Annotated in this window: 29 protein-coding genes; 8 read left to right on the top strand and 21 right to left on the bottom strand. The window is 72.2% G+C overall.

Annotated features, from left to right (window positions below):
- Positions 1-89: 89 nt before the first annotated feature.
- Positions 90-770, bottom strand: a complete 681-nt coding sequence (locus ABD262_RS14910) for an MBL fold metallo-hydrolase (RefSeq protein ID WP_344137771.1) — start codon at positions 768-770, stop codon at positions 90-92.
- Complete coding sequence (locus tag ABD262_RS14905; RefSeq protein WP_344137768.1) at positions 770-1,855, bottom strand: S-(hydroxymethyl)mycothiol dehydrogenase; 1,086 nt, start codon at positions 1,853-1,855, stop codon at positions 770-772. The genes ABD262_RS14910 and ABD262_RS14905 overlap by 1 nt, the downstream gene beginning before the upstream one ends.
- A 196-nt stretch (positions 1,856-2,051) precedes the next feature.
- On the opposite strand from ABD262_RS14905, the gene ABD262_RS14900 reads away from it, so the two are divergent.
- On the top strand, positions 2,052-2,435 hold the full coding sequence (locus ABD262_RS14900) for a hypothetical protein (protein ID WP_344137766.1): 384 nt from the start codon (positions 2,052-2,054) through the stop codon (positions 2,433-2,435).
- 98 nt (positions 2,436-2,533) lie between these two features.
- Here the strand turns inward: ABD262_RS14900 and ispF are convergent, their stop codons facing one another.
- Positions 2,534-3,025, bottom strand: coding sequence for a 2-C-methyl-D-erythritol 2,4-cyclodiphosphate synthase (ispF, locus tag ABD262_RS14895; protein ID WP_344138242.1), 492 nt, complete (start codon positions 3,023-3,025; stop codon positions 2,534-2,536).
- 75 nt (positions 3,026-3,100) lie between these two features.
- Between ispF and ABD262_RS14890 the strand changes: the two genes are divergently transcribed.
- A complete protein-coding gene (locus ABD262_RS14890; protein ID WP_344137763.1) occupies positions 3,101-3,694 on the top strand; it encodes a GNAT family N-acetyltransferase in 594 nt (197 codons plus the stop codon).
- On the opposite strand, the gene ispD is transcribed toward ABD262_RS14890, so the two are convergent.
- On the bottom strand, positions 3,691-4,371 hold the full coding sequence (gene ispD / locus ABD262_RS14885) for a 2-C-methyl-D-erythritol 4-phosphate cytidylyltransferase (RefSeq protein ID WP_344138240.1): 681 nt from the start codon (positions 4,369-4,371) through the stop codon (positions 3,691-3,693). The two genes, ABD262_RS14890 and ispD, sit on opposite strands and share 4 nt — an antisense overlap.
- On the bottom strand, positions 4,368-4,850 hold the full coding sequence (locus ABD262_RS14880; protein WP_056922091.1) for a CarD family transcriptional regulator: 483 nt from the start codon (positions 4,848-4,850) through the stop codon (positions 4,368-4,370). Before ABD262_RS14880 ends, ispD begins: the two co-directional genes overlap by 4 nt.
- A 197-nt stretch (positions 4,851-5,047) precedes the next feature.
- Here ABD262_RS14880 and ABD262_RS14875 point away from each other — a divergent pair, with 197 nt between their 5' ends.
- Positions 5,048-5,584 carry a hypothetical protein gene (locus ABD262_RS14875; protein ID WP_344137758.1) on the top strand — a complete coding sequence of 179 codons (537 nt, stop codon included), beginning with the start codon at positions 5,048-5,050 and terminating at the stop codon, positions 5,582-5,584.
- Positions 5,585-5,624: 40 nt separating this feature from the next.
- Here the strand turns inward: ABD262_RS14875 and ABD262_RS14870 are convergent, their stop codons facing one another.
- Positions 5,625-6,308, bottom strand: coding sequence for a response regulator transcription factor (locus ABD262_RS14870; RefSeq protein ID WP_056922089.1), 684 nt, complete (start codon positions 6,306-6,308; stop codon positions 5,625-5,627).
- Positions 6,305-7,504, bottom strand: a complete 1,200-nt coding sequence (locus ABD262_RS14865; protein ID WP_344137754.1) for a sensor histidine kinase — start codon at positions 7,502-7,504, stop codon at positions 6,305-6,307. The genes ABD262_RS14870 and ABD262_RS14865 overlap by 4 nt, the downstream gene beginning before the upstream one ends.
- Before the next feature lie 166 nt (positions 7,505-7,670).
- Here ABD262_RS14865 and phoU point away from each other — a divergent pair, with 166 nt between their 5' ends.
- The 3 genes from phoU (at position 7,671) to ABD262_RS14850 (ending at position 10,391) form a co-directional block, all read left to right on the top strand.
- Entirely contained in the window at positions 7,671-8,360 is a 690-nt protein-coding gene (phoU, locus tag ABD262_RS14860; protein ID WP_344137751.1) for a phosphate signaling complex protein PhoU, read from the top strand.
- A 70-nt stretch (positions 8,361-8,430) separates the two neighbouring features.
- Positions 8,431-8,991, top strand: coding sequence for a SigE family RNA polymerase sigma factor (locus ABD262_RS14855; RefSeq protein ID WP_344137748.1), 561 nt, complete (start codon positions 8,431-8,433; stop codon positions 8,989-8,991).
- On the top strand, positions 8,988-10,391 hold the full coding sequence (locus tag ABD262_RS14850; RefSeq protein WP_344137745.1) for a hypothetical protein: 1,404 nt from the start codon (positions 8,988-8,990) through the stop codon (positions 10,389-10,391). Before ABD262_RS14855 ends, ABD262_RS14850 begins: the two co-directional genes overlap by 4 nt.
- Here ABD262_RS14850 and ABD262_RS14845 read toward each other — a convergent pair.
- The 5 genes from ABD262_RS14845 to ABD262_RS14825 are packed head-to-tail and all read right to left on the bottom strand — an operon-like array spanning position 10,388 to position 14,557.
- A complete protein-coding gene (locus ABD262_RS14845; protein ID WP_344137742.1) occupies positions 10,388-11,122 on the bottom strand; it encodes a phosphoglyceromutase in 735 nt (244 codons plus the stop codon). The genes ABD262_RS14850 and ABD262_RS14845 overlap by 4 nt on opposite strands.
- 47 nt (positions 11,123-11,169) lie before the next feature.
- Entirely contained in the window at positions 11,170-11,694 is a 525-nt protein-coding gene (locus ABD262_RS14840; RefSeq protein ID WP_344137739.1) for a YbjN domain-containing protein, read from the bottom strand.
- Positions 11,691-13,004, bottom strand: a complete 1,314-nt coding sequence (gene mshA, locus ABD262_RS14835) for a D-inositol-3-phosphate glycosyltransferase (RefSeq protein ID WP_344137736.1) — start codon at positions 13,002-13,004, stop codon at positions 11,691-11,693. The genes ABD262_RS14840 and mshA overlap by 4 nt, the downstream gene beginning before the upstream one ends.
- Positions 13,005-13,034: 30 nt before the next feature.
- Positions 13,035-13,880 carry a hypothetical protein gene (locus ABD262_RS14830; RefSeq protein WP_344137733.1) on the bottom strand — a complete coding sequence of 282 codons (846 nt, stop codon included), beginning with the start codon at positions 13,878-13,880 and terminating at the stop codon, positions 13,035-13,037.
- Positions 13,877-14,557, bottom strand: coding sequence for a TetR/AcrR family transcriptional regulator C-terminal domain-containing protein (locus ABD262_RS14825; protein WP_344137730.1), 681 nt, complete (start codon positions 14,555-14,557; stop codon positions 13,877-13,879). Before ABD262_RS14825 ends, ABD262_RS14830 begins: the two co-directional genes overlap by 4 nt.
- 56 nt (positions 14,558-14,613) lie before the next feature.
- Here ABD262_RS14825 and ABD262_RS14820 point away from each other — a divergent pair, with 56 nt between their 5' ends.
- Complete coding sequence (locus ABD262_RS14820) at positions 14,614-15,372, top strand: DUF4386 family protein (RefSeq protein ID WP_344137726.1); 759 nt, start codon at positions 14,614-14,616, stop codon at positions 15,370-15,372.
- 18 nt (positions 15,373-15,390) lie between these two features.
- Positions 15,391-16,209 (top strand): class I SAM-dependent methyltransferase, encoded by an 819-nt coding sequence (locus ABD262_RS14815; RefSeq protein ID WP_344137724.1) that lies wholly within the window; start codon positions 15,391-15,393, stop codon positions 16,207-16,209.
- Between the two features lie 61 nt (positions 16,210-16,270).
- Here ABD262_RS14815 and ABD262_RS14810 read toward each other — a convergent pair whose 3' ends face one another.
- From ABD262_RS14810 to ABD262_RS14770, 9 genes are all read right to left on the bottom strand, one after another.
- Positions 16,271-16,660, bottom strand: a complete 390-nt coding sequence (locus tag ABD262_RS14810; RefSeq protein ID WP_344137721.1) for a phosphomannose isomerase type II C-terminal cupin domain — start codon at positions 16,658-16,660, stop codon at positions 16,271-16,273.
- Positions 16,661-16,747: 87 nt separating this feature from the next.
- Positions 16,748-17,083 carry a DUF2516 family protein gene (locus ABD262_RS14805; protein ID WP_056922081.1) on the bottom strand — a complete coding sequence of 112 codons (336 nt, stop codon included), beginning with the start codon at positions 17,081-17,083 and terminating at the stop codon, positions 16,748-16,750.
- Positions 17,084-17,118: 35 nt separating this feature from the next.
- Positions 17,119-17,544: a D-aminoacyl-tRNA deacylase gene (gene dtd, locus ABD262_RS14800; protein WP_344137716.1), complete on the bottom strand. Its 426-nt coding sequence runs from the start codon at positions 17,542-17,544 to the stop codon at positions 17,119-17,121.
- Positions 17,545-17,550: 6 nt separating this feature from the next.
- Positions 17,551-18,549, bottom strand: coding sequence for an asparaginase (locus ABD262_RS14795; RefSeq protein ID WP_344137713.1), 999 nt, complete (start codon positions 18,547-18,549; stop codon positions 17,551-17,553).
- A gap of 98 nt (positions 18,550-18,647) precedes the next feature.
- Positions 18,648-19,334 (bottom strand): hypothetical protein, encoded by a 687-nt coding sequence (locus ABD262_RS14790; RefSeq protein ID WP_344137710.1) that lies wholly within the window; start codon positions 19,332-19,334, stop codon positions 18,648-18,650.
- A gap of 1 nt (position 19,335) precedes the next feature.
- A complete protein-coding gene (locus ABD262_RS14785; RefSeq protein WP_344137707.1) occupies positions 19,336-19,785 on the bottom strand; it encodes a helix-turn-helix domain-containing protein in 450 nt (149 codons plus the stop codon).
- Between the two features lie 196 nt (positions 19,786-19,981).
- On the bottom strand, positions 19,982-20,836 hold the full coding sequence (locus ABD262_RS14780; RefSeq protein ID WP_344137705.1) for a beta-keto acid cleavage family enzyme: 855 nt from the start codon (positions 20,834-20,836) through the stop codon (positions 19,982-19,984).
- Positions 20,837-20,887: 51 nt separating this feature from the next.
- Positions 20,888-21,946 carry a CAF17-like 4Fe-4S cluster assembly/insertion protein YgfZ gene (ygfZ, locus tag ABD262_RS14775; protein WP_344137702.1) on the bottom strand — a complete coding sequence of 353 codons (1,059 nt, stop codon included), beginning with the start codon at positions 21,944-21,946 and terminating at the stop codon, positions 20,888-20,890.
- A complete protein-coding gene (locus ABD262_RS14770; RefSeq protein ID WP_344137699.1) occupies positions 21,931-22,347 on the bottom strand; it encodes a Fur family transcriptional regulator in 417 nt (138 codons plus the stop codon). The genes ygfZ and ABD262_RS14770 overlap by 16 nt, the downstream gene beginning before the upstream one ends.
- Positions 22,348-22,370: the final 23 nt, after the last annotated feature.

The raw sequence follows: 22,370 nt of genomic DNA, 5'->3' as shown, positions 1-22,370 counted from the left end.
GGGCGGCCAGCCCNGGTTGCTCGACGATACGGGCCCCATGGAGGCCGTTTCGTCGAGCAACCACCGTTTTGCGGGGGTGGGGGGAGGGGTCAGTGGCCGCGGTCGAGCCACTCCTGGAGGTGCGGCGCCTCGGCCCCGATGACCGTCGGGTCGCCGTGGCCGGTCAGCACGACGGTCTCGTCGGGCAGCGTGAGCAGCCGGTCGCGGATCGACGCCACGATGGTCGGGAAGTCGCTGTACGACCGCCCGGTCGCACCCGGGCCGCCCTTGAACAGGGTGTCGCCCGTGAAGACGGCGTCGAGCGCCGGCGCGTAGAGGCTGCACGAGCCCGGGGTGTGGCCGGGCGTGTGGATGACGTGCAGGTCCACGTCACCGACGGTGATGACCTGGCCGTCGGCCAGCTCGCGGTCCGGGGTCACGGGGTACAGCTCGTCCCAGAGCATCCGGTCCGCGGGGTGCAGGTATGCCGGGGCGCGCGTGCCGTCGCAGACCTCACCGACCGCGTTGATGTGGTCGTTGTGGGCGTGGGTCGAGATGACCGCGACCACCCGCCGCTCGAGGTCGATCGACTTCACGATCTTCCTGCCGTCGTGGGCGGCGTCGATGATGACGCACTCCTTGTCGTCACCCACGACCCAGACGTTGTTGTCGACCTCCCAGCTGCCGCCGTCGAGCTCGAACGTCCCCGACGTGACCACGCGGTCGACCCGCACGCCACCCGCGGACGGTGCGACGACCGGCACCGCGCCGTTGTCCTCTGCTTCGCCCATCAGAGCACCACGACCGATCGCAGGACCTCGCCGCGCTCCATCTTCTCGAACGCGGCTTCGATGTCACCCAGACCGATCCGCTCGGAGACGAACGCGTCGAGGTCGAACCGTCCCTGGCGGTAGAGGTCGACCAGCATCGGGAAGTCGCGGCTGGGCAGGCAGTCGCCGTACCAGCTCGACTTCAGGGCGCCGCCACGACCGAAGATCTCGATCAGCGGCAGCGTGACCTGCTGGTCGGGGGTCGGGACCCCGACCAGGACGACCGTCCCGGCGAGGTCACGCGCGTAGAACGCCTGCTCGTAGGTCTCGGGCCGGCCGACCGCCTCGACCACGACGTCGGCACCGAAGCCGCCGGTGAGCTCGCGGATCCGCTCCACGACGTCCTCGTCCCTGCCGTTGACGGTGTGGGTGGCGCCGAAGGACCTGGCCGTCTCGAGCTTCCGGTCGTCGACGTCGACGGCGATGATCGTCGTCGCGCCGGCCACGGTGGCCCCGGCGATGGCGGCGTTGCCGACCCCTCCGCACCCGATGACGGCGATCGAGTCGCCCCGGCCCACACCCCCGGTGTTGACGGCGGCGCCGAAGCCGGCCATCACCCCGCAGCCGAGCAGGCCCACGGCGGCGGCGTCGGCATCGGCGTCGACCTTGGTGCACTGGCCGGCCGCGACGAGGGTCTTCTCGACGAACGCCCCGATGCCCAGCGCCGGGCTCAGCTCCGTGCCGTCGGTGAGGGTCATCTTCTGCTTGGCGTTGTGGGTGTTGAAGCAGTACCAGGGCTTGCCCTTGGCACAGGCACGGCACTGGCCGCAGACCGCCCGCCAGTTGAGGATGACGAAGTCACCCGGTGCCACGTCCGTCACGCCCTCACCGACTGCCTCGACGACGCCGGCGGCCTCGTGCCCGAGCAGGAACGGGAACTCGTCGTTGATGCCACCATCGCGGTAGTGCAGGTCGGTGTGGCAGACGCCGCACGACTGGACCTGCACCACGGCCTCACCCGGTCCGGGGTCGGGCACGACGACGTCGACCAGCTCGACGTCGGCTCCCTTGGTGCGGGCGATGACTCCCTTGACGGTCTGGGGCATGAGTCCTCCTGAGGGCTTCCCGCTGAACGGATGCCGTCACCCTACGGGGCCGCCCCCCGCGTCGACCGTCGTGGTCCGGGTGTGGGCTGGCCGTGGTCCGGGTGTGGTCCGAGGGTGGCCCACCGCAGGAGGAGGACCTTCGACTCTCCCATCAGGGCCGCGAGCGGGCGAGGCTGGTGGTGTGGAAGGAGGTGGAATGATGAGACTGACCATTCGAGATGCCATCGCCACTGTCCTGGTCCTGGCCATCGGTGTGCCCTACGTCGGCTACCTGGTGAACGGCGAGATGCCCTTCGTCAAGGATCCTCGCGGCATGTCCGCAGTGGGCCTGGTCCTCGGCGCGGTTGCCTGGCTGGTCCTGCGGACCGGCAACGCGAGGGATCGCGTCGGGCGGGGCGAAGCGGTGGGGGCGACCGTGTCCATGGTCCTCGGTCTGAGCGCACTGGTGTTCGCCGAGGCAGCGGCAGCCGACGTGCTGCTCGCCGTGTTCATGGCCTCGATCCTGCTCGTGTTCGCGTTCGAGGTCGCTGACCACGCTGGTCTGGTGCGTGCGCACGCGGGTCCCGGGGTGCACGGCTGATCCCGACCGAGAGGGTCGCACCCGTGGGTGCGGCCCTCTTCCGCGTGCGCCGTGCGCCGGACCGGCGGCTCCCTCGGGGGCCGACGGCGCCCGCATCGTCAGGTCGTGGTGAGGACCAGCGCGGTCGCGATGGCCGCGATGCCCTCGCCGCGTCCGGTCAGGCCCAGTCCGTCGGTGGTGGTCCCGCTCAGTGAGACGGGGGCGTCGACGGCGGCGGACATGACCTGCTCGGCCAGGTGGCGCTGTGGGCCGATCTTGGGTCGGTTGCCGATCACCTGGACGGCGACGTTGCCGATCTCGAACCCGGCCTCGCGCACGAGGCGAGCCGCCTCGGCGAGCAGGGCGCGGCCGGAAGCGCCGGCGAGTTCGGGCCGGTCCGTCCCGAAGTGCAGGCCCAGGTCGCCGAGTCCCGCCGCCGAGAACAGCGCGTCGCAGGCGGCGTGGCAGGCGACGTCGGCGTCGGAGTGTCCCTCGAGTCCGACCTCCCCCGGCCACAGCAGCCCGGCCAGCCACAGCTCGCGGTGGTCGTCGGCGGCGAAGGCGTGGACGTCGACGCCGACTCCCGTGCGCGGCATACCGGCAAGGTCCATGGGCCCCATCCAACCATCCGCGCCGCGGGTAAACGGGGTGAGCCGGGCGCCCCCGAGCCGTTAGCGTTGCCGCACATGAGCGAAACGACACAGGCACTGGCCATCCCCGTCCTGGTGGGTGACCTGGTGACCCTCCGTCCGCACACCCTCGCCGACGCCGACGCCGTCCACGAGCGGGCCGTGGACCCGCTCGCCCGGCGCTTCACCACGGTCCCGCTGGAGTACACCCGCGAGATGGCGGTCGAGTACGTCACCGAGTTCACCGCACCCTCGGCCGCCCAGGTCTCGTGGGCGATCGAGCTCGAGGGTCGGTATGCCGGGACGATCGACCTGCGTGCGCTGCCCGTCGACGCCGGGGCCGGGTCCCTGGGGTTCGCGACCCACCAGGACTTCCGGGGCCGCGGCGTCATGTCCGAGGCGGTGCGGCTCGTGGTCGCCCATGCCTTCGACACGCTGGGGTGGCGGACCGTCCGCTGGGAGGCGCATGCCGGCAACTGGGGCAGCGCGAAGGCGGTCTGGCGGGCGGGGTTCCCGGTGCCGGTCTTCGTGCCCGACCTGCTGGTCGAGCGCGGGCGGCTCGTCGACGGGTGGATCAGCACCCTGCACGCGGACGCCGACCGGCAGCCGGTCGCCCCCTGGGACGACGTCGTCGCGGCCCTGACCCGCTAGACGTCGCGGTCTGACAGGTGCCGCTCGGCGGTGGCCAGGTCGTCCGGTGTCGTGATCTTGAAGGCCATCCGGTCACCGTCGACCACCCGCACGTGGCCGCCGATCCGCTCGACCAGCGCCGCGTCGTCGGTGGCCCGCTCACCCGAGGAGTGGGCGTGCTGGAGCACCTCGCGCAGGAAAGCCTGCGGGGTCTGGATCGCCCGCAGCGTCGAGCGGTCGGGGGTGCCGGTCACGCGCCCGCGCGCGTCGACCACCTTGACCGTGTCGGTGACCGGTAGGCCGGGCACGACGGCCGGGTGGCCCGACCGCACCTCGCGCACCAGGCGCGAGAACAGGCTGGCCGGGGCGAGCGCCCTGGCCGCGTCGTGCACCAGCACGATGCCGTCGTCGGGGCGCAGGGCCGCGAGGCCGGCTGCGACGGAGTCGGTGCGCTCGGCGCCACCGGCGACCACGTCCACGTCGTCGGGCCGACTGCTCCGGGACGCGATCGCGCCCGCCTCCCTCAGGTGGGAGGCGGGCGCGACCACGATGACGTGCGAGACCTCGGGTGCCGCCAAAGCGTGCCGGACGGCGTGCTCGAGCAACGGCGCACCCGCCAGGACCACGAAGGCCTTGGGCTGGGCGGCGCCGAGCCGAGCGCCTTGTCCTCCAGCAACGAGGACGACGGCAACGCTCAGGAGGCGAGCACCTCGTCGAGGATGGCCTCGGCCTTGTCCTCGTTCGTCTTCTCGGCGAGCGCGAGCTCGGAGACGAGGATCTGGCGAGCCTTGGCGAGCATGCGCTTCTCGCCGGCCGACAGGCCACGGTCCTTGTCACGACGCCACAGGTCGCGGACGACCTCGGCCACCTTGATGACATCGCCGGAGGCGAGCTTCTCGAGGTTGGCCTTGTAGCGGCGCGACCAGTTGGTCGGCTCCTCGGTGTGGGGGGCGCGAAGGACTGCGAAGACCTTGTCGAGGCCCTCCTGTCCGACGACGTCCCGGACACCGATGTCCTCGCAGTTGTCTGCAGGAACCTCGATCGTCAGGTCGCCTTGGGCCACCTTGAGCTTGAGGTAGATCTTCTCCTCGCCCTTGATCGTGCGGGTATTGATTTCTTCGATCAGTGCAGCCCCGTGGTGGGGGTACACGACCGTCTCGCCGACCTTGAAAACCATGTGCTGTTTTCCCCTTTCGCGACCCTCAGAATATCACGACACGCCGACGTCGGGAAAGCCGAGCCGATTGCGTTTGCGCAGGTCAGCGGCCCGGAAACGCATTGTGGGGCAACGAATTCGGTCTTGACAGAATGGCCATTTCCGTGCAACGCGTGCGGGTGCGCGCTCCGACCGAGGTGGCCGGTAGTCTGTCCCCCGTGACCCGCCGAACCCCGCTGGCCCCGCGCTCCGGAGGCCGATCCACCAGCCCGCGAGCGTCCCTGCGACGTCTCCTCCCCCTGGCCGTGGCCGGCGCAGCGCTGGCGCTGTCCGCCTGCCAGACGCAGTCACCCATCCAGACCGACGTGGCCTACGTCGCGGCCGACGGCGTGCCGGTCGACCTGGGGTCGGTCCAGCTGCGTGACCTGGTGGTCATCAGCGGCGGCAAGGACAAGCCCGGCGTGCTCTCCGCAGCGGTCAGCAACACCAGTGGTGACGCACAGCGCATCTCCTTCTCGCTGCCCCAGGGGCAGCCGGTGTATGCCGAGGCGCCGGCCTACTCCGAGCGGCGCCTCTCCGACGCGAGCCAGGTCCAGCTGCCCGGGGTGCCGGTCAGCGCGGGCGACGTGGTGACGCTCAGCATCCAGTCGCCCAGTGCCCCCGCCGTCGTGGTCGTCGTCCCCGTGCTCAAGGCCTCCGGCTACTACGCGTCGCTGGCCCCGACCAACGCCCCGACGGGCACCGCCACCCCCTGACGACGGCGGCGCAGGACGGCTCCGGCCGGGTGGTCCCGGCTCAGTCGGACTCGAACTTGTAGCCCAGGCCCCGCACGGTCACGATGTGGCGCGGGTCGGCCGGGTCGGGTTCGATCTTGGCCCGCAGCCGCTTGACGTGGACGTCGAGCGTCTTGGTGTCGCCGACGTAGTCGCTGCCCCAGACCCGGTCGATGAGCTGCATGCGCGTCAGCACCCGGCCGGTGTTGCGCAGCAGCATCTCGAGCAGCTCGAACTCCTTGAGCGGCAGGGCGGTGGGCTGACCCGACACGGTGACGATGTGGCGCTCGACGTCCATCCGCACCGGCCCGGCCTCGATGGTCGCGGGCAGGAGGTCCTCGGGCTCGGCCAGCCGGCGCAGCACGGCCTTGATCCGGGCCAGCAGCTCACGCGAGGAGTAGGGCTTGGTGACGTAGTCGTCGGCGCCGATCTCCAACCCGACGACCTTGTCGATCTCGCTGTCCTTGGCGGTCAGCATGATGACCGGCACGTTGGACCGCGCGCGGATCGCCCGGCACACCTCGGTGCCGGACAGGCCGGGGAGCATGAGGTCGAGCAGCACGAGGTCGGCGCCGGAGCGGTCGAAGTCCTCCAGCGCCTCGGGGCCGGTCTCGGCCACGGCTACCTCGTAGCCCTCCTTGCGCAACAGGTAGGACAGCGGGTCCGAGAACGAGATCTCGTCCTCGACGACGAGGATGCGGGTCATGCGCTGGGTTCTCTCTTCCGGGAGGGCACGGCGTGCGCGGGCGGTGTCTCGGAGGCACGCTGCGGCGTGCGGTCGGAGGCGGCCGGCAGGCGGATGGTGAACGTCGACCCGCGCCCCTCCTCGCTCCACACGTCGACGTCGCCGCCGTGGTTGGCACAGATGTGCTTGACGATGGCGAGCCCGAGCCCGGTGCCACCGGTGGCGCGCGACCGCGCGTCGTCGACCCGGTAGAACCGCTCGAAGATCCGCCCTTGCTCGGCCGCGGGGATGCCCTGGCCCTGGTCGGCGACGGTGATCTCCACCATCTCGTCGGCGAGCCGTCCGCCGACCGCCACGCGCGTGCCGGGGTCGGAGTAGGCGACGGCGTTGCCGATCAGGTTGCGCACGGCGGTCACGAGCAGGTCCTCGTCACCGAAGACCTTGAGGTCGGGGGCGCAGGCCTCGGCGATCTCGATCTGCTTGGCGTCGGCGCCCACCCGCGAGTAGTCGATCGCCTCGCGGACGGCCGCGGTCACGTCCACCAGCCGGGGCTCGTGGAGGGTGTCGGCCACCTGCAGCCTCGACAGGTCGACGATCTCCTTGACCAGCTGGGCGAGGCGGTGGCTCTCGACCTGCATGCGCGAGGCGAAGCGCTCGACGGCCTCGGGGTCGTCCTTGGCGTCCTGGATGGCCTCGGCGAGCAGGCCGAGACCTCCCACCGGGGTCTTCAGCTCGTGGCTGACGTTGGCCACGAAGTCGCGCCGGACCTCTTCGACCCGCCGGGCCTGGGTGTGGTCCTCGACGAGCAGCAGGACGTGGCTGCTCCCGAGCGGGGCGACCCGCGCCTGCATGATCGAGCGGCCCTGGCCGAGCGGGCCGCGGGCCAGCTCGAGCTGGGACTCGCGGATCACGCCGTCGCGACGCACCTGCCGGGCGAGGTGACGCAGCTCGCCGTGCACCAGCTCCCGGCCCTTGACCAGCCCGTACGCCGTCGCCGACGGTGAGTTGTTGATGACCTCGTCGGCCGAGTCGACGACGATCGCGCTCGAGCGGAGCACGGCGAGGACGTCGGCCACCCCGGACGGGAGGGGCGTGACCGGCGTGGTCGGGGGCATCCGCGTCTGCTGGCGCTCGGAGTAGCGCACGGCAACCACCGCCAAGGCGCCGGTCAGCAGCCCGGCGAACCCGGCCAGGAGTGCCGCACTGGTCGCATCCACACCATCAATGTACGGTGCGCGGAGGACCGGTCAGCGCACGGAAGTGGTGCTTCGAGCACGGTGTCTCCAGATGTTCACCTGAGGTCACCCGACCGTTCACTGCCTCGTGGGAGCCTCGGCTCGCACGCACCACCGCACCCACCCGTGCCATACCCATAGGGAAGCAATGCGCGACGCCTTTCACGAGGACCTGGACACCATCTCCGACCAGCTGGTCGAGATGACCCGGCTGGCCGGGTCCGCCATGTCCCGGGCCACCACGGCCCTGCTCGACGCCGACATCAAGCTCGCCGAGTCGGTGATCGAGGCCGACAAGGAGCTCGACCGCCTCCGCGAGGACCTCGACGCGCTGTCGATCGACCTGCTGGCCCGCCAGCAGCCGGTCGCCACCGACCTGCGCATGGTCGTCACCGGCATGCGGATGAGCGCCGACCTCGAGCGGATGGGCGACCTCGCGCGCCACGTCGCCAAGGTGGCCCGGCTCCGTTACCCCGACTCGGCCGTGCCGGCCGACGTCCGCGCGACGATCCTGCAGATGGGCCAGGTCGCCGAGCGGATCGTCGCCAAGTGCGGCCAGGTCATCGCCGCCAAGGACGTCGAGGCCGCCAAGACCCTCGAGCGTGACGACGACGCGATGGACGAGCTGCACCGCGAGCTCTTCGCCCACCTCATCGACGGCTCGTGGCAGCACGGCACCGAGGCGGCGGTCGACATGACCCTCGTCGGCCGCTACTACGAGCGGTTCGCCGACCACGCCGTGTCGGTCGCCCACCGGGTCGTCTACCTGGTCACGGGCGAGTGGGACGTCGCCGAGGACCACGAGGAGCAGGAGGACCGCGCCACCGAGCGGCGGTGACCTCTGCTCCCCGGCGCGAAAGGCCACGAAACCTCTCAACCTCGGGCACACTGACGCGCGTCTAGGGGGCATGAGCGTCATCAGCCTGGAGGGGAGGGTCGCCGTGGAGGCCACGGAGGAGGAGTTCGCGCGCTTCGTGCAGGCCCGGTGGGGCCAGCTGGTCCGCACGGCATACCTGTTGACCGGCGACCGGGGTCGCGCCGAGGACCTCGTGCAGACCACCCTGGTCAAGGTGCACCGTCGCTGGGGCCACATCGCCTCGGTCGAGTCGCCCTACGCCTACACCCGTGCGGCGCTGGCCAACGAGTCCGCCTCGTGGTGGCGCCGGCGGCGCGTGGCCGAGACGCTCGGCGACGTCCCGGTGCACGCGGACCGCGCCCCCGGAGACGCGTATGCCGCGTACGACACCCGCGACGAGCTGGCCCGGGCGGTGCTCGGGCTGCCGCCACGGATGCGGGCGGTCGTGGTGCTCAGGTACTTCGACGACCTGTCCGAGGCCGACACCGCCGCGGCGCTCGGGATGTCGGTCGGCTCGGTGAAGAGCCAGGCCTCCCGGGGGCTCGAGCGGCTGCGTTCGGTCCTGCAGCCCACCCCACAGACCAACGGCACCGGCGAGAGGAGCCTGGCATGACCATCGAGTCCCAGCTGCGCGAGGCACTCTCCGCCCGCGCCGACGAAATGGGCGGGTCGGTCGCCGACCCGTACGCACGAGTGTCCGGCGCCATCGCCACGGACCGCCGGCGCCGCCGTACCGCGGCCCTGGCCGGCGTCGCCGCAGTGGCCGCCCTCGCCGTCGCGATCCCCAGCCTGTCCAGCGGCCTCGGCGCCGACCGCACCTCGCCGGCCAAGCGGACCGGGGTTATCGTCCCCGGACCGCAGGACCCGCGCTGGGCCTCGGTCTACACCTGGCCGACCCGCGGCTCGCTGGCGGACGACGCCGACTTCCTGAGGTCCTTCCGTGAGGTCATGGGCAACGGCGCCGTGGTCTTCGCCGGCGACATCGAGGGCGACCGGGTCGTGGTCGCGTGGAGCCGCGCGGAGGACGGCACCGAGACGGCGAAGGTCTGGGCAGGCGACCGCGGCGCCGCCGCGACCACGCTGCAGAGCGTCAGCTCGGCCTCGCAGAGCGACTCGTCGGCCATCATCGTGCGCCGTGACCCGACGCCCAGCGCGTGGATGCTGGTCCTCGCCAGGGCCGGCGTCAGGACTGCGGAGGTGTCCCCCTCTGCGGTCCTCGCCCTTGACGGGACGGTGTCCCGGACCTGGCAGACCGTCAAGCTCGAGGACGGTGCGGCGGTGGTCGACCTGCACGACGCCCCGATCTCGCTCACCCGCGTCCGGGTCGGCCGGTTCGACGGTGGGATGTACCTGCCGGCCCGGCTGGGACCCGTCCAGACCACCACGCCGGACGGCTTCTGCGGCAACTGCACCGGGCAGGACTTCCTCGACCACGCCCAGGCAGGGACGAGCGACGGGGTGGCCAACATCTTCGGGGTGGACCCCGGCACGGTCACGACCACGACGCTGGTCAACAGTGCGGTCGATTCCTCGGTCCTCGCCGTCACGGGGCTCGGCGACGAGAAGAGGTCGGGCACCACGGGACGGATCTACGTCGGGCTGACCCGGCTGCCTGGCGGTCAGGTGGTCCGCACCGTCAACCTCGGTGTCGAGCAGAAGGAGGGCGGCGGCGCTTCGACCGGACTCGAGGAGGGTGTGCCGCTCGACGCTGCGACCGCCGAGCAACGACCGGTGGTCCTGCACGGCTCGAAGCCCGGTTCGGGGGTCACCCGCTACCAGGTGTTCGCGCCGGGGGCTGCCCGGGTCCAGCTCGTCTCCGACGTCCCGAGCCTCTACCCGACCTCGGGGAAGGTGGCGGTCGTCGATGGCAGCGCGGTGCTCAGCACGCCTTCCTGGGCCGACGGGACCGCCACGCCCTACCGCGTGGCCACCTTCGACGCGGCCGGCAACCAGCTCGACACCTGGCCGCTCGACCTGCCCGGCCTCGATGACCCCTACGACCTGCGGCCCTAGCGGCCCTGGGTGGCCACCGCGGCCGCAGCCTCGGCAGCGGCCTCCGGGTCGAGGTACTGCGCCGGCTGGGTGGGCATGAAGTCGTCACCCAGCGTGTAGACCAGGGGCTGGCCGGTGGGGATGTTGAGCGCGGCGATGTCCTCGTCGCTGATGCCGTCGAGGTGCTTGACCAGGGCGCGCAGGCTGTTGCCGTGGGCCGTGACCAGCACCGTCTCACCGGCCACGAGGTCATCCTGGATGGCGCCCTCCCAGTAGGGCATCATGCGGGCGATGACGTCCTTGAGGCACTCGGTGCGCGGGACCTCGATCCCCGCGTAGCGCGGGTCGCCGCTCTGGTCGTACTCCGACCCCAGCTCGATGGGCGGGGGCGGGGTGTCGAAGGAGCGGCGCCACAGCATGAACTGCTCGTCGCCGTACTTCTCCCGCGTCGCGGCCTTGTCCAGCCCCTGCAGCGCTCCGTAGTGGCGCTCGTTGAGCCGCCAGTCGCGACGCACCGGGATCCAGTGCCGGTCGGCGGCGTCGAGCGCCAGGTTGGCGGTCGTGATCGCGCGGCGGAGGACCGAGGTGTGCACGACCGTCGGCAGGAGTCCCTTGTCCCGCAACAGCTTCCCGCCGCTGACGGCTTCCTCCCGCCCTTGGTCGTTGAGGTCGACGTCGACCCAGCCGGTGAAGAGGTTCCTGGCGTTCCATTCGGAGTGCCCGTGACGGAGCAGGATCAGCGTGTAGGCCATGCCGCCAGCCTAGCGAGGGGGCGGAGCCGTTTCCGCAAACGGTTCGGTCAGGAGGTCTGGCCGGGCGCGGGGTCGCCGTCGCGCTGGAGGATCGGGCGGAACGCCTCCAGGTTGCGCAGTGACTCCCCGCGCGACACCCGCCACTCCCACTCCTTCTTCATGCTCGCCAGGAACCCGATCGCCAGCAGCTCGTTGAAGTGCGAGTCCGCGGCCTCCAGGACCACTCCCAGCACCTGGTCGAGGTAGGCCGCGTCGACCGCGGCCGCGGGCACCCGTCCGGTCACGTAGACGTCGCCGGCCCGGTCGACCGAGTAGGCCAGGCCGGGTAGGCGCAGGTTCTTGCGCAGCAGGTAGCGGTAGAAGGTCTCGTGGTTCTCGTCGGGGTTGCGCATGACGAACGCCGACACCGACAGCGCGTCGGCCCCGGCGACGAGCGACACGACCGTCTTGAGCTTCTTCTCCCCGGGGAGGGTCACCACGAACTCGCCCTCACGGGCTCCGGCCTCCCACTCGATCCCCGCCTCGGTGAGGAACTCCTCGATGACCTCGGCCAGCCCGTTCCGCGCGCTCACGGGACCACCGCGGCGGGGATGCCGGCCAACGAGCCGTTGGGCGACGGGGCGTCCCTGGTGAGGACCCGGGAGCGGCAGGCCTCGACGTAGACCTCGTAGAGGCGCTCGGTCGTGCGGTCCCACCCGAAGAGGGCAGCATGCTCGATCGCCTTGCGGCTCAAGGCTTCTCGCCGTTGCGGGTCGACCAGCAGCGCCTCGAGGGCCAGGGACCAGACGTGGGGGTCGTGGCCGTCGACGAGCACGCCGGCCTCACCGACCGCGGTGGGCAGTCCACCCACGTCGGCGGCGACCACCGGGGTGCCACAGGCCTGCGCCTCGACGGCGACCAGCCCGAACGACTCGGAGTGCGAGGGCACGGCGACGACATCGGCCGCGCGGTACCAGTCGGCGAGCTCGGCCCGCGGGACCGGCGGCACGAACCTGACCTGCGCGCTGATGCCGAGGGCCTCCGCGAGCTCCTCGACCCCCCGCGGGTGGGCCAGGCCCGACCCCGACGGGCCACCGATCACCGCGACGACGAGCTCGCCGGCCCAGTGCGGGTGCCGGCCGAGCAGCTCCGCGGCCGCCTTGACCAGCACCTCGGGCGCCTTGAGCGGCTGGATCCGTCCGACGAAGAGCAGGACCTTGGCGTCCTGGGGCAGCCCGACCGCCGCGCGGGCGGCGCGCCGGTCCCCGGGGGAGAACAGCGACAGGTCCACACCGGGAGGCACCACGACCACCTTCTCGGGCTCCGCGGCATACAGGTCGATCAGCTCGTTGCGCTCACCCAGGGTGTTCGCGATGAGGCGGTCGGCCGCCTCCACCACCTGCACCTCACCGATCTCGCGGCCGGGGGGCTCAGGGGTGTCGCCCTCGGCGAGGTGCTGGTTCTTCACCCGCGCCATCGTGTGCATCGTGTGCACGAGGGGCACCTGCCAGCGGTCGGCAGCGAGCCAGCCCACCTGGCCGGACAGCCAGTAGTGCGAGTGGACGAGGCTGTAGTGACCCTCGGGCTCGTGCGCCCCGGTGCGCATCACCCCCGCGGCGAACGCGCAGAGCTGGCCGGGCAGGTCGTCCTTGCCGAGGCCTTCGTACGGCCCCGCGGTCACGTGGCGCACCGTGACCCCGGGCTCCATCTCGACCGTCGGCGGGAGGTCGGCGGTCGTGGTGCGGGTGAAGATCTCGACCTCGACCCCGCGCTTGGCCAGCTGGTGGGCGACCTCGACGACGTAGACGTTCATGCCGCCCGCGTCACCGGTGCCCGGCTGCTCCAGGGGGGAGGTGTGGACACTGAGCATCGCGACGCGGTCGATGCGTTCGCAGCAGCCCATGTCGCGAGTCTGCCACGCGCCCCCGCGGCGCTACGACGTGGAGGTCGGTGCGGGGCGTGCCTGCGAGGAGACGGTGAGGAAGCACGCGCCGGTCCAGACGTGGATGTCGGTGCGCCCCTCCTGGCGGATGTCGACACCACGCGGGACCTTCTGCGGGCCGACGCCCACATCGGTGCCGAGCACGGTGGAGAAGACCGCGCGACCCTCGACGGTGCCGGGGTCCACCCAGTTGGCGGTCTTGCGCAGGTTCACGCCCGGCAGGCCCGGGCGGATGCCGACCGTCAGCGGCTCACGGTTGAGGTGCCAGACGACGCCGTCGGCCCCGACGACGGACGCACCGATCCGGATGACGCCACCCCCGGCCTCGATGCGCAGGGTCAGCGGCAGGGTGCGCGACCCGTCGCCGACGGTGCCGAAGTAGGTGGCGCGACCGGGCAGGAAGACGAGCTCGGTGATGGTCACGTTGTCGAACCGGTGGGTCACGCGTTCCTGGGTGTGGCCGTCCGCGCCGGTCGTGGCACTCCCCTTGACAGCCGAGAGCATGGAGCCCCCGATGACCGTCTGCAGCAGGATCGAGCTGTCGCGCCCGACCCGCATGCCGTCGGAGTAGAGCGACACGGTGACCCCACCGCCCAGCGTCGCGACCCCCTTGGCGTCGTCCTCGACCTTGAGCAGGCCGGGGGGCACGTCGACGAAGCCCTCCCCTCGGCCGATCCACCCGGGGAGGCTCGTGGCGAGGCCCAGCAGGGCGAGGGCGGTCAGCGAGGCCACCAGCGCGACCATGCTGCGGCTGATGTCGCGCTCGCGCATCCGCAGCACCGACCGACCCAGCTCCGACCCGCTCGGCTTCGACCCGCTCGCTTCCGACCGCGTCACGGCGCGTCCACCTGCGCGGCGAAGCCCTCGAGGAGCCGGTCCACCGACCAGCGCAGCTGCGTCTCCCCCACCCAGGCCGCCGCGGTGTCGCGGGTGGCAGCGGTCAGCGGGTGCGTGTCGGCCGGCACGTGCTCCAGGGCCGCGCGCCGAGCGGCGACCCGCTCGGCCTCCGGCGTCAGTGGCACGGTCCCGTCGGTCTCGGCCATGGCCAGGGCCGAGAAGCCGATCACCTGGACGATCAGGGTGTATGCCGCGCGGCTGGCCTGCGTCGGCGACAGGCCGGCCCTCGTCAGCTCGCGCAGCAGCCCTTCGCCCAGCCCCATCGCCTGCGGCCCGTCCATCGGGGCGTTCATGAACAGCTGGGCGGCACCCGGGTGCCGCACCAGGGCTGCGTGCACGTCGAGGCACAGGCCCCGGATCCGCGACTGCCAGGTGCCGCGGTTGGACCGGGGCGGGACCTCGGCCAGGACTGACTCGACGACCAGGCGCTCGAGGTCCTCGCGGCTGCGCACGTACGTGTACAGCGCATTGGGGTTGATGCCCAGCTCGGTGGCGACGGCACGGACGGACAGGCCGGCCGCGCCGCGCTCGTCGAGCACCCTCAGCGCCGTCTCGGCCACCTGCTCGGTGCTGAAGCCGCGACGCGTCGAAGGCTTCTTCGGCGCAGGGGGTGACATGCGGCCACTGTACACCGTACAGTTCGCTGTACGCCGTACAGAGAAAGGTGGATGCCATGTCCCACCCGTCAGCCCCCTCCATCCCCTCCGTCCCGGGCTCCCTTCCGCCCGTCCCCGCCGGGTCGCAGGCGGCCTCCGCTGCCGCCGTCGCCGGGTCGCCGGCCGCGCCGCGTCGTCGTACCGCGGTCCTCGTCGTGGCCGCGACCGTCACGCTCAACGCCGCCTTCACCGCCCTGGCCAGCGTCCCGGGTTACCCCGACGTGCTGGCCGAGCCGGCCGCCGACGTGCTGACGCTGGTCGACGCGCACCGTGCCCAGGTGGTCACGTGGTTCGCGCTGCTGACCGCGGGCGCGCTCCTCATCGCCCCGATCGCCGTCGGACTCGCGCCGGCAGTCGACCACCGCTGGCGACGCGTCAGCGCGGCCCTGGGTGTCGCGGCGGCCATCGCACAGGCGATCGGCCTGAGCCGGTGGGTGTGGCTGGTGCCGTTCCTGGCCGACCACCCGACGGCCGGCGACGAGCAGACCTACCGGCTCGCGGCGACCGTGCTCGGCACCGGGCTGGGCGAGACCACCGGCTACCTCCTCACGGCGGCCTGGACCGTCACGCTCTGCCTCGGCGCCCGTCGGCTGCTGCCGGCCGCCCTGCGCTGGGCCGGGCTGGCGTGCGCCGCCGCCATCGCCACGGGCGCCCTCGTCCCGCTCGACGTGCCGGGTGCCGACACCGTCAACTTCCTGGGCTACGTCGCCTGGTCGGTCTGGCTGCTCGTCCTCGCCGCCCGGATCCTGTGGCTGCGGCGCGGCCACGGCGCCTGACGGGCCTAGGCTTCGGCCGTGGCTCGGCAGCGCCCGGTGGGCACCATCACCCGCGGCACCACCAACCCCAACCGCCTGCGTCGGGTCGACCGCTGGCTCGCCGGCCCGCAGGCGTGGCGCCTCCGGAGGCCGGGCGCGGCGCCGGTCGTGGTCGACCTCGGGTACGGCGCGTCGCCCGTGACGGCGGTCGAGCTGCACGACCGGCTCAGGCGGGTCCGCCGCGACGTCGAGGTGGTGGGCATCGAGATCGAGCCCGACCGGGTCGCGCTCGGGCGGGCACTCGAACGGCCCGGCCTGTCCTTCCGGCTCGGCGGCTTCGAGGTGCCGCTGGACGGGCGACAGGCCACCGTGGTGCGGGCCTTCAACGTGCTGAGGCAGTACGACGAGTCGCAGGTGGCTGCGGCCTGGGCCGCCGTGCAGGAGCGGTTGACCCCTGACGGCCTCCTCGTCGACGGCACCTGCGACGAGCTCGGTCGGCGCAGCGCCTGGATCGCGGTGGAGCGCTCCGGCCCGGTCTCGCTCAGCCTGTCCTGGCGGCTGCGCGGGCTGGACCGACCGTCCGACATCGCCGAGCGCCTGCCCAAGTCGCTGATCCACCGCAACGTCGAGGGCGAGGCGGTCCACGACTGGCTGGGCGCGCTCGACGAGGCGTGGCTCCGGGCCGCGCACCAGGCCAGCTTCGGCGTGCGCCAGCGCTTCCTGGCCGCCGTCGAGACCGTGTGCGCCGAGGGCTGGCCGGTCGTCGACGGGCCGGCCCGGTGGCGGCTGGGTGAGGTCACCGTCGACTGGACGGCCGTCGCCCCGGCCTCGGCCCGGCCCACCTCCACCGCGCCCTGACCCCCCGCGTCATGGGACGTCGCGGGGGCCGCGAGGTGTAGTTCAGACGGCGAGGTGCGGGTCAGGCGTCGCGGGCGTAGTCGTCCTCGAGGCGCACGATGTCGGCCTCGTCGAAGTCGCCGTAGGCGATCTCCAGGAGCCGACCGGCCTGGTCGCCCTGGTTGGCCATCCGGTGCACCGCGTGGCAGGGCACCCAGACGGCCTCTCCGGGCTGCGCGGTCCAGGTGCGGTCCCCCACCGTCACCACGATCGGCCCGTCGAGCACCTGCCAGAACTCGCCCCGGTGGTCGTGGGTCTGCAGCGACAGGCGGTGCCCCGGCTCGACGGTGATGATCTTGACGGTCACCCGCTCGTTGGAGACGAACTGCTGGAACTGCCCCCAGGGCCGCTGCTGGGTGAAGATCCCGTCGCGCGGGTCGTCCATCTCGGACACGTGCGTCCCCTCCGTCATGCTTCCCCCTCGGTCATGCCTTGCCCTCCGCCTTGCATCCCACGCTGTCCTGACCGTCCGCTGTCCGGTCGGCGTCGCGACCCCCGGTCACCACGGCCCGTACGGTCCCATGTGCTGGCCCCCACCGCGGCCACCGCTGACCTGCCGGAGAGCCGGCCGCACGTCGGCGAGGTAGATGCCGGCGGCGACGACCGCGATCAGGCCGATGGAGAAGGTCAGCTGGCTCCCGACGGACACGAAGCCGAGCAGGACGGCGATCCCGAGCACGATCGACCAGAACTGCTTGGTGCGCTTGCCTGCTGCGACGAACGCGTCCGGACGGTGCCGCACGCAGTCGACGAGCGCGAACACCTCGGCTGCGAAGGCGGCGAGCCCCAGCAGCAGGGTGACGATGCCCTGGGCGGTGAACAGTCCGTTGAACATGGGAACAGCCTAAGGGTCAGGCGACCCCGAGGAGGTCAGACCTCGACGACCAGCGTGACCGGACCGTCGTTGACGAGCGTGACCTCCATCATGGCCCCGAACCGACCCGTCGCCACCTCGATCCCGCGAGCACGCAGGGCGGCCACGACCGCGTCGACCAGCGGCTCGGCGACCGGGCCGGGTGCCGCCGCGCCCCACGACGGCCGCCTGCCCTTGCGGGTGTCCGCGTACAGCGTGAACTGGCTGACCACCAGCACGGGAGCACCCTCGTCGACCACGGAGCGCTCGTCACGCAGGATCCGCAGGTCGCCGATCTTGCGAGCCAGCGCCTCGACCTGGACGGGCCCGTCGTCGTGGGTCACCCCGACGAGGACCAGCAGCCCGGGGCGGTCGATCGACCCGACCACCGCACCGTCGACGGTGACCGCGGCACTGGTCACGCGTTGCAGGACCGCACGCACGACGGGTCAGAGGTTGACGGCGACGATGGCACCGACGGGTTCGCCGTGGCCCAGCACCGGGGAGTGCTCGAGCTGCTCCAGCGCGGACGACTCGACCCCGAGGCGCCGCAGCGCGGCCGCGAGGATGACCGGCTTGGCGCGCGGGTAGCCGTCCGCGACCTTGAGGGCGACGCCGCGCCCATCGGCCAGCCCCACGGCATACACCGACTCGGCGCCGTCCTTGGCGATCAGCCCGGGCGTCGCCTCGACGAGCGCCGTGACGTCGCGGCCGGTGCCGCCGAGGTATGCCGGGTTGCCGCGGATGGCGTCGGCGACCTCCGCCTCGTGCGTGCCCGGCTCCGCAGACGCCAGCCGGCCGAAGGCGCGGGCGAGGCCGGCCAGGGTGACCGCCATGACGGGCGCGCCACAGCCGTCGACCGCGACCGCAGTGATCTCGTCGCCGGTCAGCTCGGCCAGGGTCTCGGAGATGGCCTGCTGGAGCGGGTGGGCCGGGTCTCGGTAGGTCTCGGTGTCCCAGCCGTTCACGACGCAGGTCGCCAGCATGGCCGCGTGCTTGCCGGAGCAGTTCTGGGTGATCGGGAGCTTGCTGCCGCCGGCGCGCAGCACGGCCTCGCGGGCCTCCTCGTTCACGGGGTAGTCGGGGGTGTTCTGGAGCGCAGCCTCGGTGAGGCCGACGGAGGCGAGCATCTCGCGCACCGCGGCCAGGTGGAAGTCCTCACCCGAGTGGCTGGCCGACGCGATCGCGAGGTGGGCGGGCGGCATCCGCAGTCCTGCGCGCACCATCGCCAGGGTCTGGACCGGCTTGTTGGACGACCTCGGGAAGATCGGGTCGTCGACGGCACCCAGCGCGAGCAGGTGGCTCCCGTCGGGCGCGGTGGCGACCACGGAGGCGCGGTGGGCCGACTCCACGAAGCCACCACGCACGTAGTGCGCGAGGACCGGGGCCCGGTCGAGGGCGGGCGGGGTCGGGGTCTGCGGCGTGGTGTGGGTATGCGGCGTGCTCACCGTCCGAGCCTAGCCACCCCTGCACTGGAGGCCGCGGGGGGACGCAAACGACCCCCTCCCGGTGCACGGGAGAGGGCCGCGTGGCTGGGGGCGAAGGCTCAGGCGCCGACCTTCTTGGCAGCAGCGGTGCTGGCCTTCTTGGTGGCGGACGCGGTCTTCTTCGCGCTGGTCGTCGCGCCCTTGGTGGCGGACTTGGTCGCGGCGGCCGACTTCTTGGTGGTCGTCGCGGTGCGCTTGGCGGCCGTGCGAGTCGCGGTGGCGGCCTGGGTGACGGCGGTCGTGGCCTCGGTGGCCTCCACGGCGACGGAGTCGACGATCGCGTCGGCAGCGACGGCGGCCTGCTTGCGACCGGTGGTCAGCGTGGCCTTGGCGGAGCGCTGGATCTCGTTGGCGGACTTGCGCACCGTGGTGACGGCACCCTTGCCCAGGGCGAAGGTGGCCTCGGCCTGCGCAAGCAGGTCCTTGGTCGACTTCTGGGTGCGGACCCGCTTCACGAGCTTCTCGCCACGGGCGGCGACGGACTCGTAGGTCTCCTGCGCCTTGCCGGCGATCTCGAGGCCGCGGTTGAGGGCGAGGGCCGGGAGCTCCTGGGCCTGCTCGGCAGCCTCGGTCACGCGCGCCTGGGCCTTGGCCTGGAGCTTGGTGGCGTCGAGGTCGATGCGGACCGCGGTGGCCTTGACGCGGGCGTCGCGGACCTTCTCCACGGCGAGGTCGGTCAGGCCGACGGCGGCGAAGACGGGGGTGGTGTCGATGACGTTCTTGCGGATGTCGGCAACGATGGCCATGTCATGCTCCTTGTTTGCGAGGGGTCTGCTTGGTTCGTGACGGTGCGGTGGTCGAGCGCTTGCGGGTCGGCGGCTTCTCGGCGCCCACGAACGAGTCGTAGATGTCGAGGAGCGCCGCCTTCTGGCGGTCGGTGAGCTGCGGGTCGGCGCCGATGACGGCCCTGGTGTCGGACGCTGCACCGGGCGACGCAGGTGCGTCGGAGTGGCGCTCGTCGAGGATCCCGGCCCGGACGTAGAGCGACTCGGCCGATACCTCGAGGCCCTTGGCGAGCTGCTGGAGGATCTCGGCGCTGGGCTTCTTCAGGCCCCGCTCGATCTGGGACAGGTAGGGGTTGGACACACCGGCGAGCTCGGAGAGCTGGCGCAGCGAGAGCCGGGCGGACTGACGCTGCTCGCGCAGGTAGTCACCCAGGTGGTTGCCGCCAAGCGGCCCCAGCGGAATTCGGCTCATGCCCCCAGTGTGCTTGCTCTAGTTAGCAGAATGCAAACTGGAGGCAGCGTGAGGGTGGTCACACGGCATACAGCAGCCGCATGGTCTCCCACCCGGAACGGCCCCGCGCCTCACCTTTCTGCCTCACCTTCATGCCGCACCTTTCTGCCTCACCTTTATCCGGTGACCCGATAGAGGTGGGGCGGGTGGGGAAGGGTCAGCCGCGGTCCTTGACGCCGAGCAGGACGCGCGCGTCGGCAGTCGACATCGCCGGGCGCTGCATCACCTCGGCCAGGTGGGCGGCGCGCTCGACGAGCTGGGAGTTGTGCTCGACCGGCACACCCCGGGCGTAGACGACGTTGTCCTCCATGCCGACCCGCAGGTGTCCGCCCGCAGCGAGCGCGGCGGCGGCCACGGGGAGGTGGCTGCGGCCGATGCCAGTCGCCGACCACGAGGTGACCTCTGCCGGCAGCATCGCGACGCCGGCCAGCAGCGCGGCGGGCGTCCCCGGCATACCTCCGGGCACGCCGGTCACGAAGTCGACGTGCACCTTGCCCCCGAACGGCAGGCCGTGGGTGTCGATGAGGCGGGCCAGCGAGGCCGCGTGCCCGAGGTCGAAGAGCTCGAACTCCGGCACCACCTCACGCTCCTGGGCCTGCACGTAGAGGTCGGACATGAACCCGTAGGGGTTGAGGAAGACGTCGTCCCCGAAGTTGGTCGTGCCGCACGTGAGGCTGCACGAGTCGGGCTCGGCATCCAGCACGGTCAGCCGCTGGTCGAGCGGGTCGTGCACGCTGCCGCCGGTGGAGAGCTGGATGACGAGCGAGGTCTGCTCGCGCAACGCGTCGACAGCGGCCTTGAGGTGGCCGTGGTCGAGCGTCGGACGGTGCTCACCGTCACGGATGTGCAGGTGGATCATCGCGGCGCCTGCGGCCTCACAGGCGACGGCGGTCTCGACCAGCTCCTCGAGGGTGGTCGGCAGCTGCGGGAAGTCCGCCTTGGCCAGCTCGGCACCCGTGGGCGCGACGGTGATGAGGGTGGCGGTGGGGGCAGAGCCTTGCGTAGGAGCCATGGCCGACATCATGGCAGCCGCGCGCGGGCGGCCGGAGCGGGACCTGACCGGCTAGGGAGCGACGACCACGACCTGGCTCGCACTCACGCCGGCGACGACGAGGACCTCGTCGACGGGGGTGTTGCGCTTGACCAGTGCCAGGCCGATCGGGCCGTCCTCGAAGTGCCGGGCCACGGAGGTCAGGTGGCCCACCTGGCGTTCGCCGGCCAGCACGGCCGACCCGCGATCGGGGAGCGTGTGCCCCGATCCGTCGAGGTGCAGGAACACGAGCCGCCGCGGTGGACGGCCGAGGTTGTGCACCCGTGCCACGGTCTCCTGACCGCGGTAGCAGCCCTTGTGCAGGTGCACGGCGGTGCGGAGCCAGTCGACCTCGTGGGCGATGGTGCGGTGGTCGGTCTCGAACCCGAGCCGTGGACGCCAGGCCTCGACGCGCAACGCCTCGCTCGCCCACGTGCCGGCCAGGTCGCGGTCACCGACTGCCTCGGCGAGGCCGGGGCGCGGGACGAGCACCTCACGCCAGGCCCGCCCGAGCGCCGGGTGCCCTTCGACCGGTCCGTATGCCGCGGTGTCACCGACCAGGTCGGGCCACGGGTCGCGCCACGCGAGCGGCTCCCCCGGCTGGGACTCGGCTGAGGAGGGCTCACCGAGGACGGCCCAGTCGGCCGTCACGTCGCGGACCTCGACCCGGAGCATGAACCGCATCGAGTCGAGCCAGGCCGTGAGCGCGCCGGACCGGCCGGGCTCGGTGGTGATCCAGGTCGTCTCGCCGTCGTCGACGAGGTGCAGGTCGTGCTCGACGTGGCCCTTGGGCGTGAGCACGAGGGCCTCGCGAGACTCTCGCGGGGGAAGTCCGGTCAGCTGCTGGCTGGTGATCGAGTGCAACCACGAGAGCCGGTCGGGTCCGGTGACCGTGACGACTCCCCGGTGGGAGAGGTCGACGACCGCGAGGCCCTCGGTGATGAGGCGCTGCTCCCGCAGCGGGTCGCCGTAGTGTGCGGCGACGCCGGCGTCCGGGCCGTCGCCCTCGACGGCGCCCGACCGGTCGAGCAGCACGGACCGGACGACCTCTGGCGCGCCCGGGTCGGTGGTCGTGCTCAGCGCGTCGCGCATGTGCTGCACTCTCCGTGGATCGCCATGTGTGTCACGTCAGCAACAAAGCCCGAGCCAGCCAGAACATTCCCCGCGAAGCCCTCGGCGTATTCCTTCGGGCACTCCTGGACCCTGCCGCAGGTCCGGCACACGAGGTGGATGTGGTTGGCGTGGTCGGCGAGGTGGTAGCTCGGCGCGCGGTGGTCGAGATGGGTGTGACCGACGATGCCGAGCGACTCGAGCGCCTCGAGCGCGCGGTAGACCGTCGAGGGGGCCAGCGCCTGTCCGCCGTCGTCGGCGACCCCCTCCACGACGTCCTCAGGGGTCGCGTGGCCCAGCCGCGCCACGGTGTCGAGGACACGCTGGCGCTGGGGCGTCATCCGCCGCCCCTCTGCCCGCAACCGCTCGCCGACGTCCTGCACCACACCAGAGTACGGTCCTGCGC

This window comes from Pedococcus bigeumensis (genome assembly GCF_039531795.1).
Lineage (GTDB): Bacteria > Actinomycetota > Actinomycetes > Actinomycetales > Dermatophilaceae > Pedococcus > Pedococcus bigeumensis.
Note: the sequence above shows the minus strand (reverse complement) of the source record. Positions and strands in the feature narration are given on the sequence as shown.

Bases quoted from the DNA above. Each gene is read 5' to 3' on its own strand.
- ABD262_RS14910 (WP_344137771.1), bottom strand. From the start codon at position 770: ATGGGCGAAGCAGAGGACAACGGCGCGGTGCCGGTCGTCGCACCGTCC.
- ABD262_RS14905 (WP_344137768.1), bottom strand. From the start codon at position 1,855: ATGCCCCAGACCGTCAAGGGAGTCATCGCCCGCACCAAGGGAGCCGAC.
- ABD262_RS14900 (WP_344137766.1), top strand. From the start codon at position 2,052: ATGATGAGACTGACCATTCGAGATGCCATCGCCACTGTCCTGGTCCTG.
- ispF (WP_344138242.1), bottom strand. From the start codon at position 3,025: ATGGACCTTGCCGGTATGCCGCGCACGGGAGTCGGCGTCGACGTCCAC.
- ABD262_RS14890 (WP_344137763.1), top strand. From the start codon at position 3,101: ATGAGCGAAACGACACAGGCACTGGCCATCCCCGTCCTGGTGGGTGAC.
- ABD262_RS14880 (WP_056922091.1), bottom strand. From the start codon at position 4,850: ATGGTTTTCAAGGTCGGCGAGACGGTCGTGTACCCCCACCACGGGGCT.
- ABD262_RS14870 (WP_056922089.1), bottom strand. From the start codon at position 6,308: ATGACCCGCATCCTCGTCGTCGAGGACGAGATCTCGTTCTCGGACCCG.
- phoU (WP_344137751.1), top strand. From the start codon at position 7,671: ATGCGCGACGCCTTTCACGAGGACCTGGACACCATCTCCGACCAGCTG.
- ABD262_RS14855 (WP_344137748.1), top strand. From the start codon at position 8,431: ATGAGCGTCATCAGCCTGGAGGGGAGGGTCGCCGTGGAGGCCACGGAG.
- ABD262_RS14850 (WP_344137745.1), top strand. From the start codon at position 8,988: ATGACCATCGAGTCCCAGCTGCGCGAGGCACTCTCCGCCCGCGCCGAC.
- ABD262_RS14845 (WP_344137742.1), bottom strand. From the start codon at position 11,122: ATGGCCTACACGCTGATCCTGCTCCGTCACGGGCACTCCGAATGGAAC.
- mshA (WP_344137736.1), bottom strand. From the start codon at position 13,004: ATGGGCTGCTGCGAACGCATCGACCGCGTCGCGATGCTCAGTGTCCAC.
- ABD262_RS14825 (WP_344137730.1), bottom strand. From the start codon at position 14,557: ATGTCACCCCCTGCGCCGAAGAAGCCTTCGACGCGTCGCGGCTTCAGC.
- ABD262_RS14820 (WP_344137726.1), top strand. From the start codon at position 14,614: ATGTCCCACCCGTCAGCCCCCTCCATCCCCTCCGTCCCGGGCTCCCTT.
- ABD262_RS14810 (WP_344137721.1), bottom strand. From the start codon at position 16,660: ATGACGGAGGGGACGCACGTGTCCGAGATGGACGACCCGCGCGACGGG.
- ABD262_RS14805 (WP_056922081.1), bottom strand. From the start codon at position 17,083: ATGTTCAACGGACTGTTCACCGCCCAGGGCATCGTCACCCTGCTGCTG.
- ABD262_RS14790 (WP_344137710.1), bottom strand. From the start codon at position 19,334: ATGGCCATCGTTGCCGACATCCGCAAGAACGTCATCGACACCACCCCC.
- ABD262_RS14785 (WP_344137707.1), bottom strand. From the start codon at position 19,785: ATGAGCCGAATTCCGCTGGGGCCGCTTGGCGGCAACCACCTGGGTGAC.
- ABD262_RS14780 (WP_344137705.1), bottom strand. From the start codon at position 20,836: ATGGCTCCTACGCAAGGCTCTGCCCCCACCGCCACCCTCATCACCGTC.
- ygfZ (WP_344137702.1), bottom strand. From the start codon at position 21,946: ATGCGCGACGCGCTGAGCACGACCACCGACCCGGGCGCGCCAGAGGTC.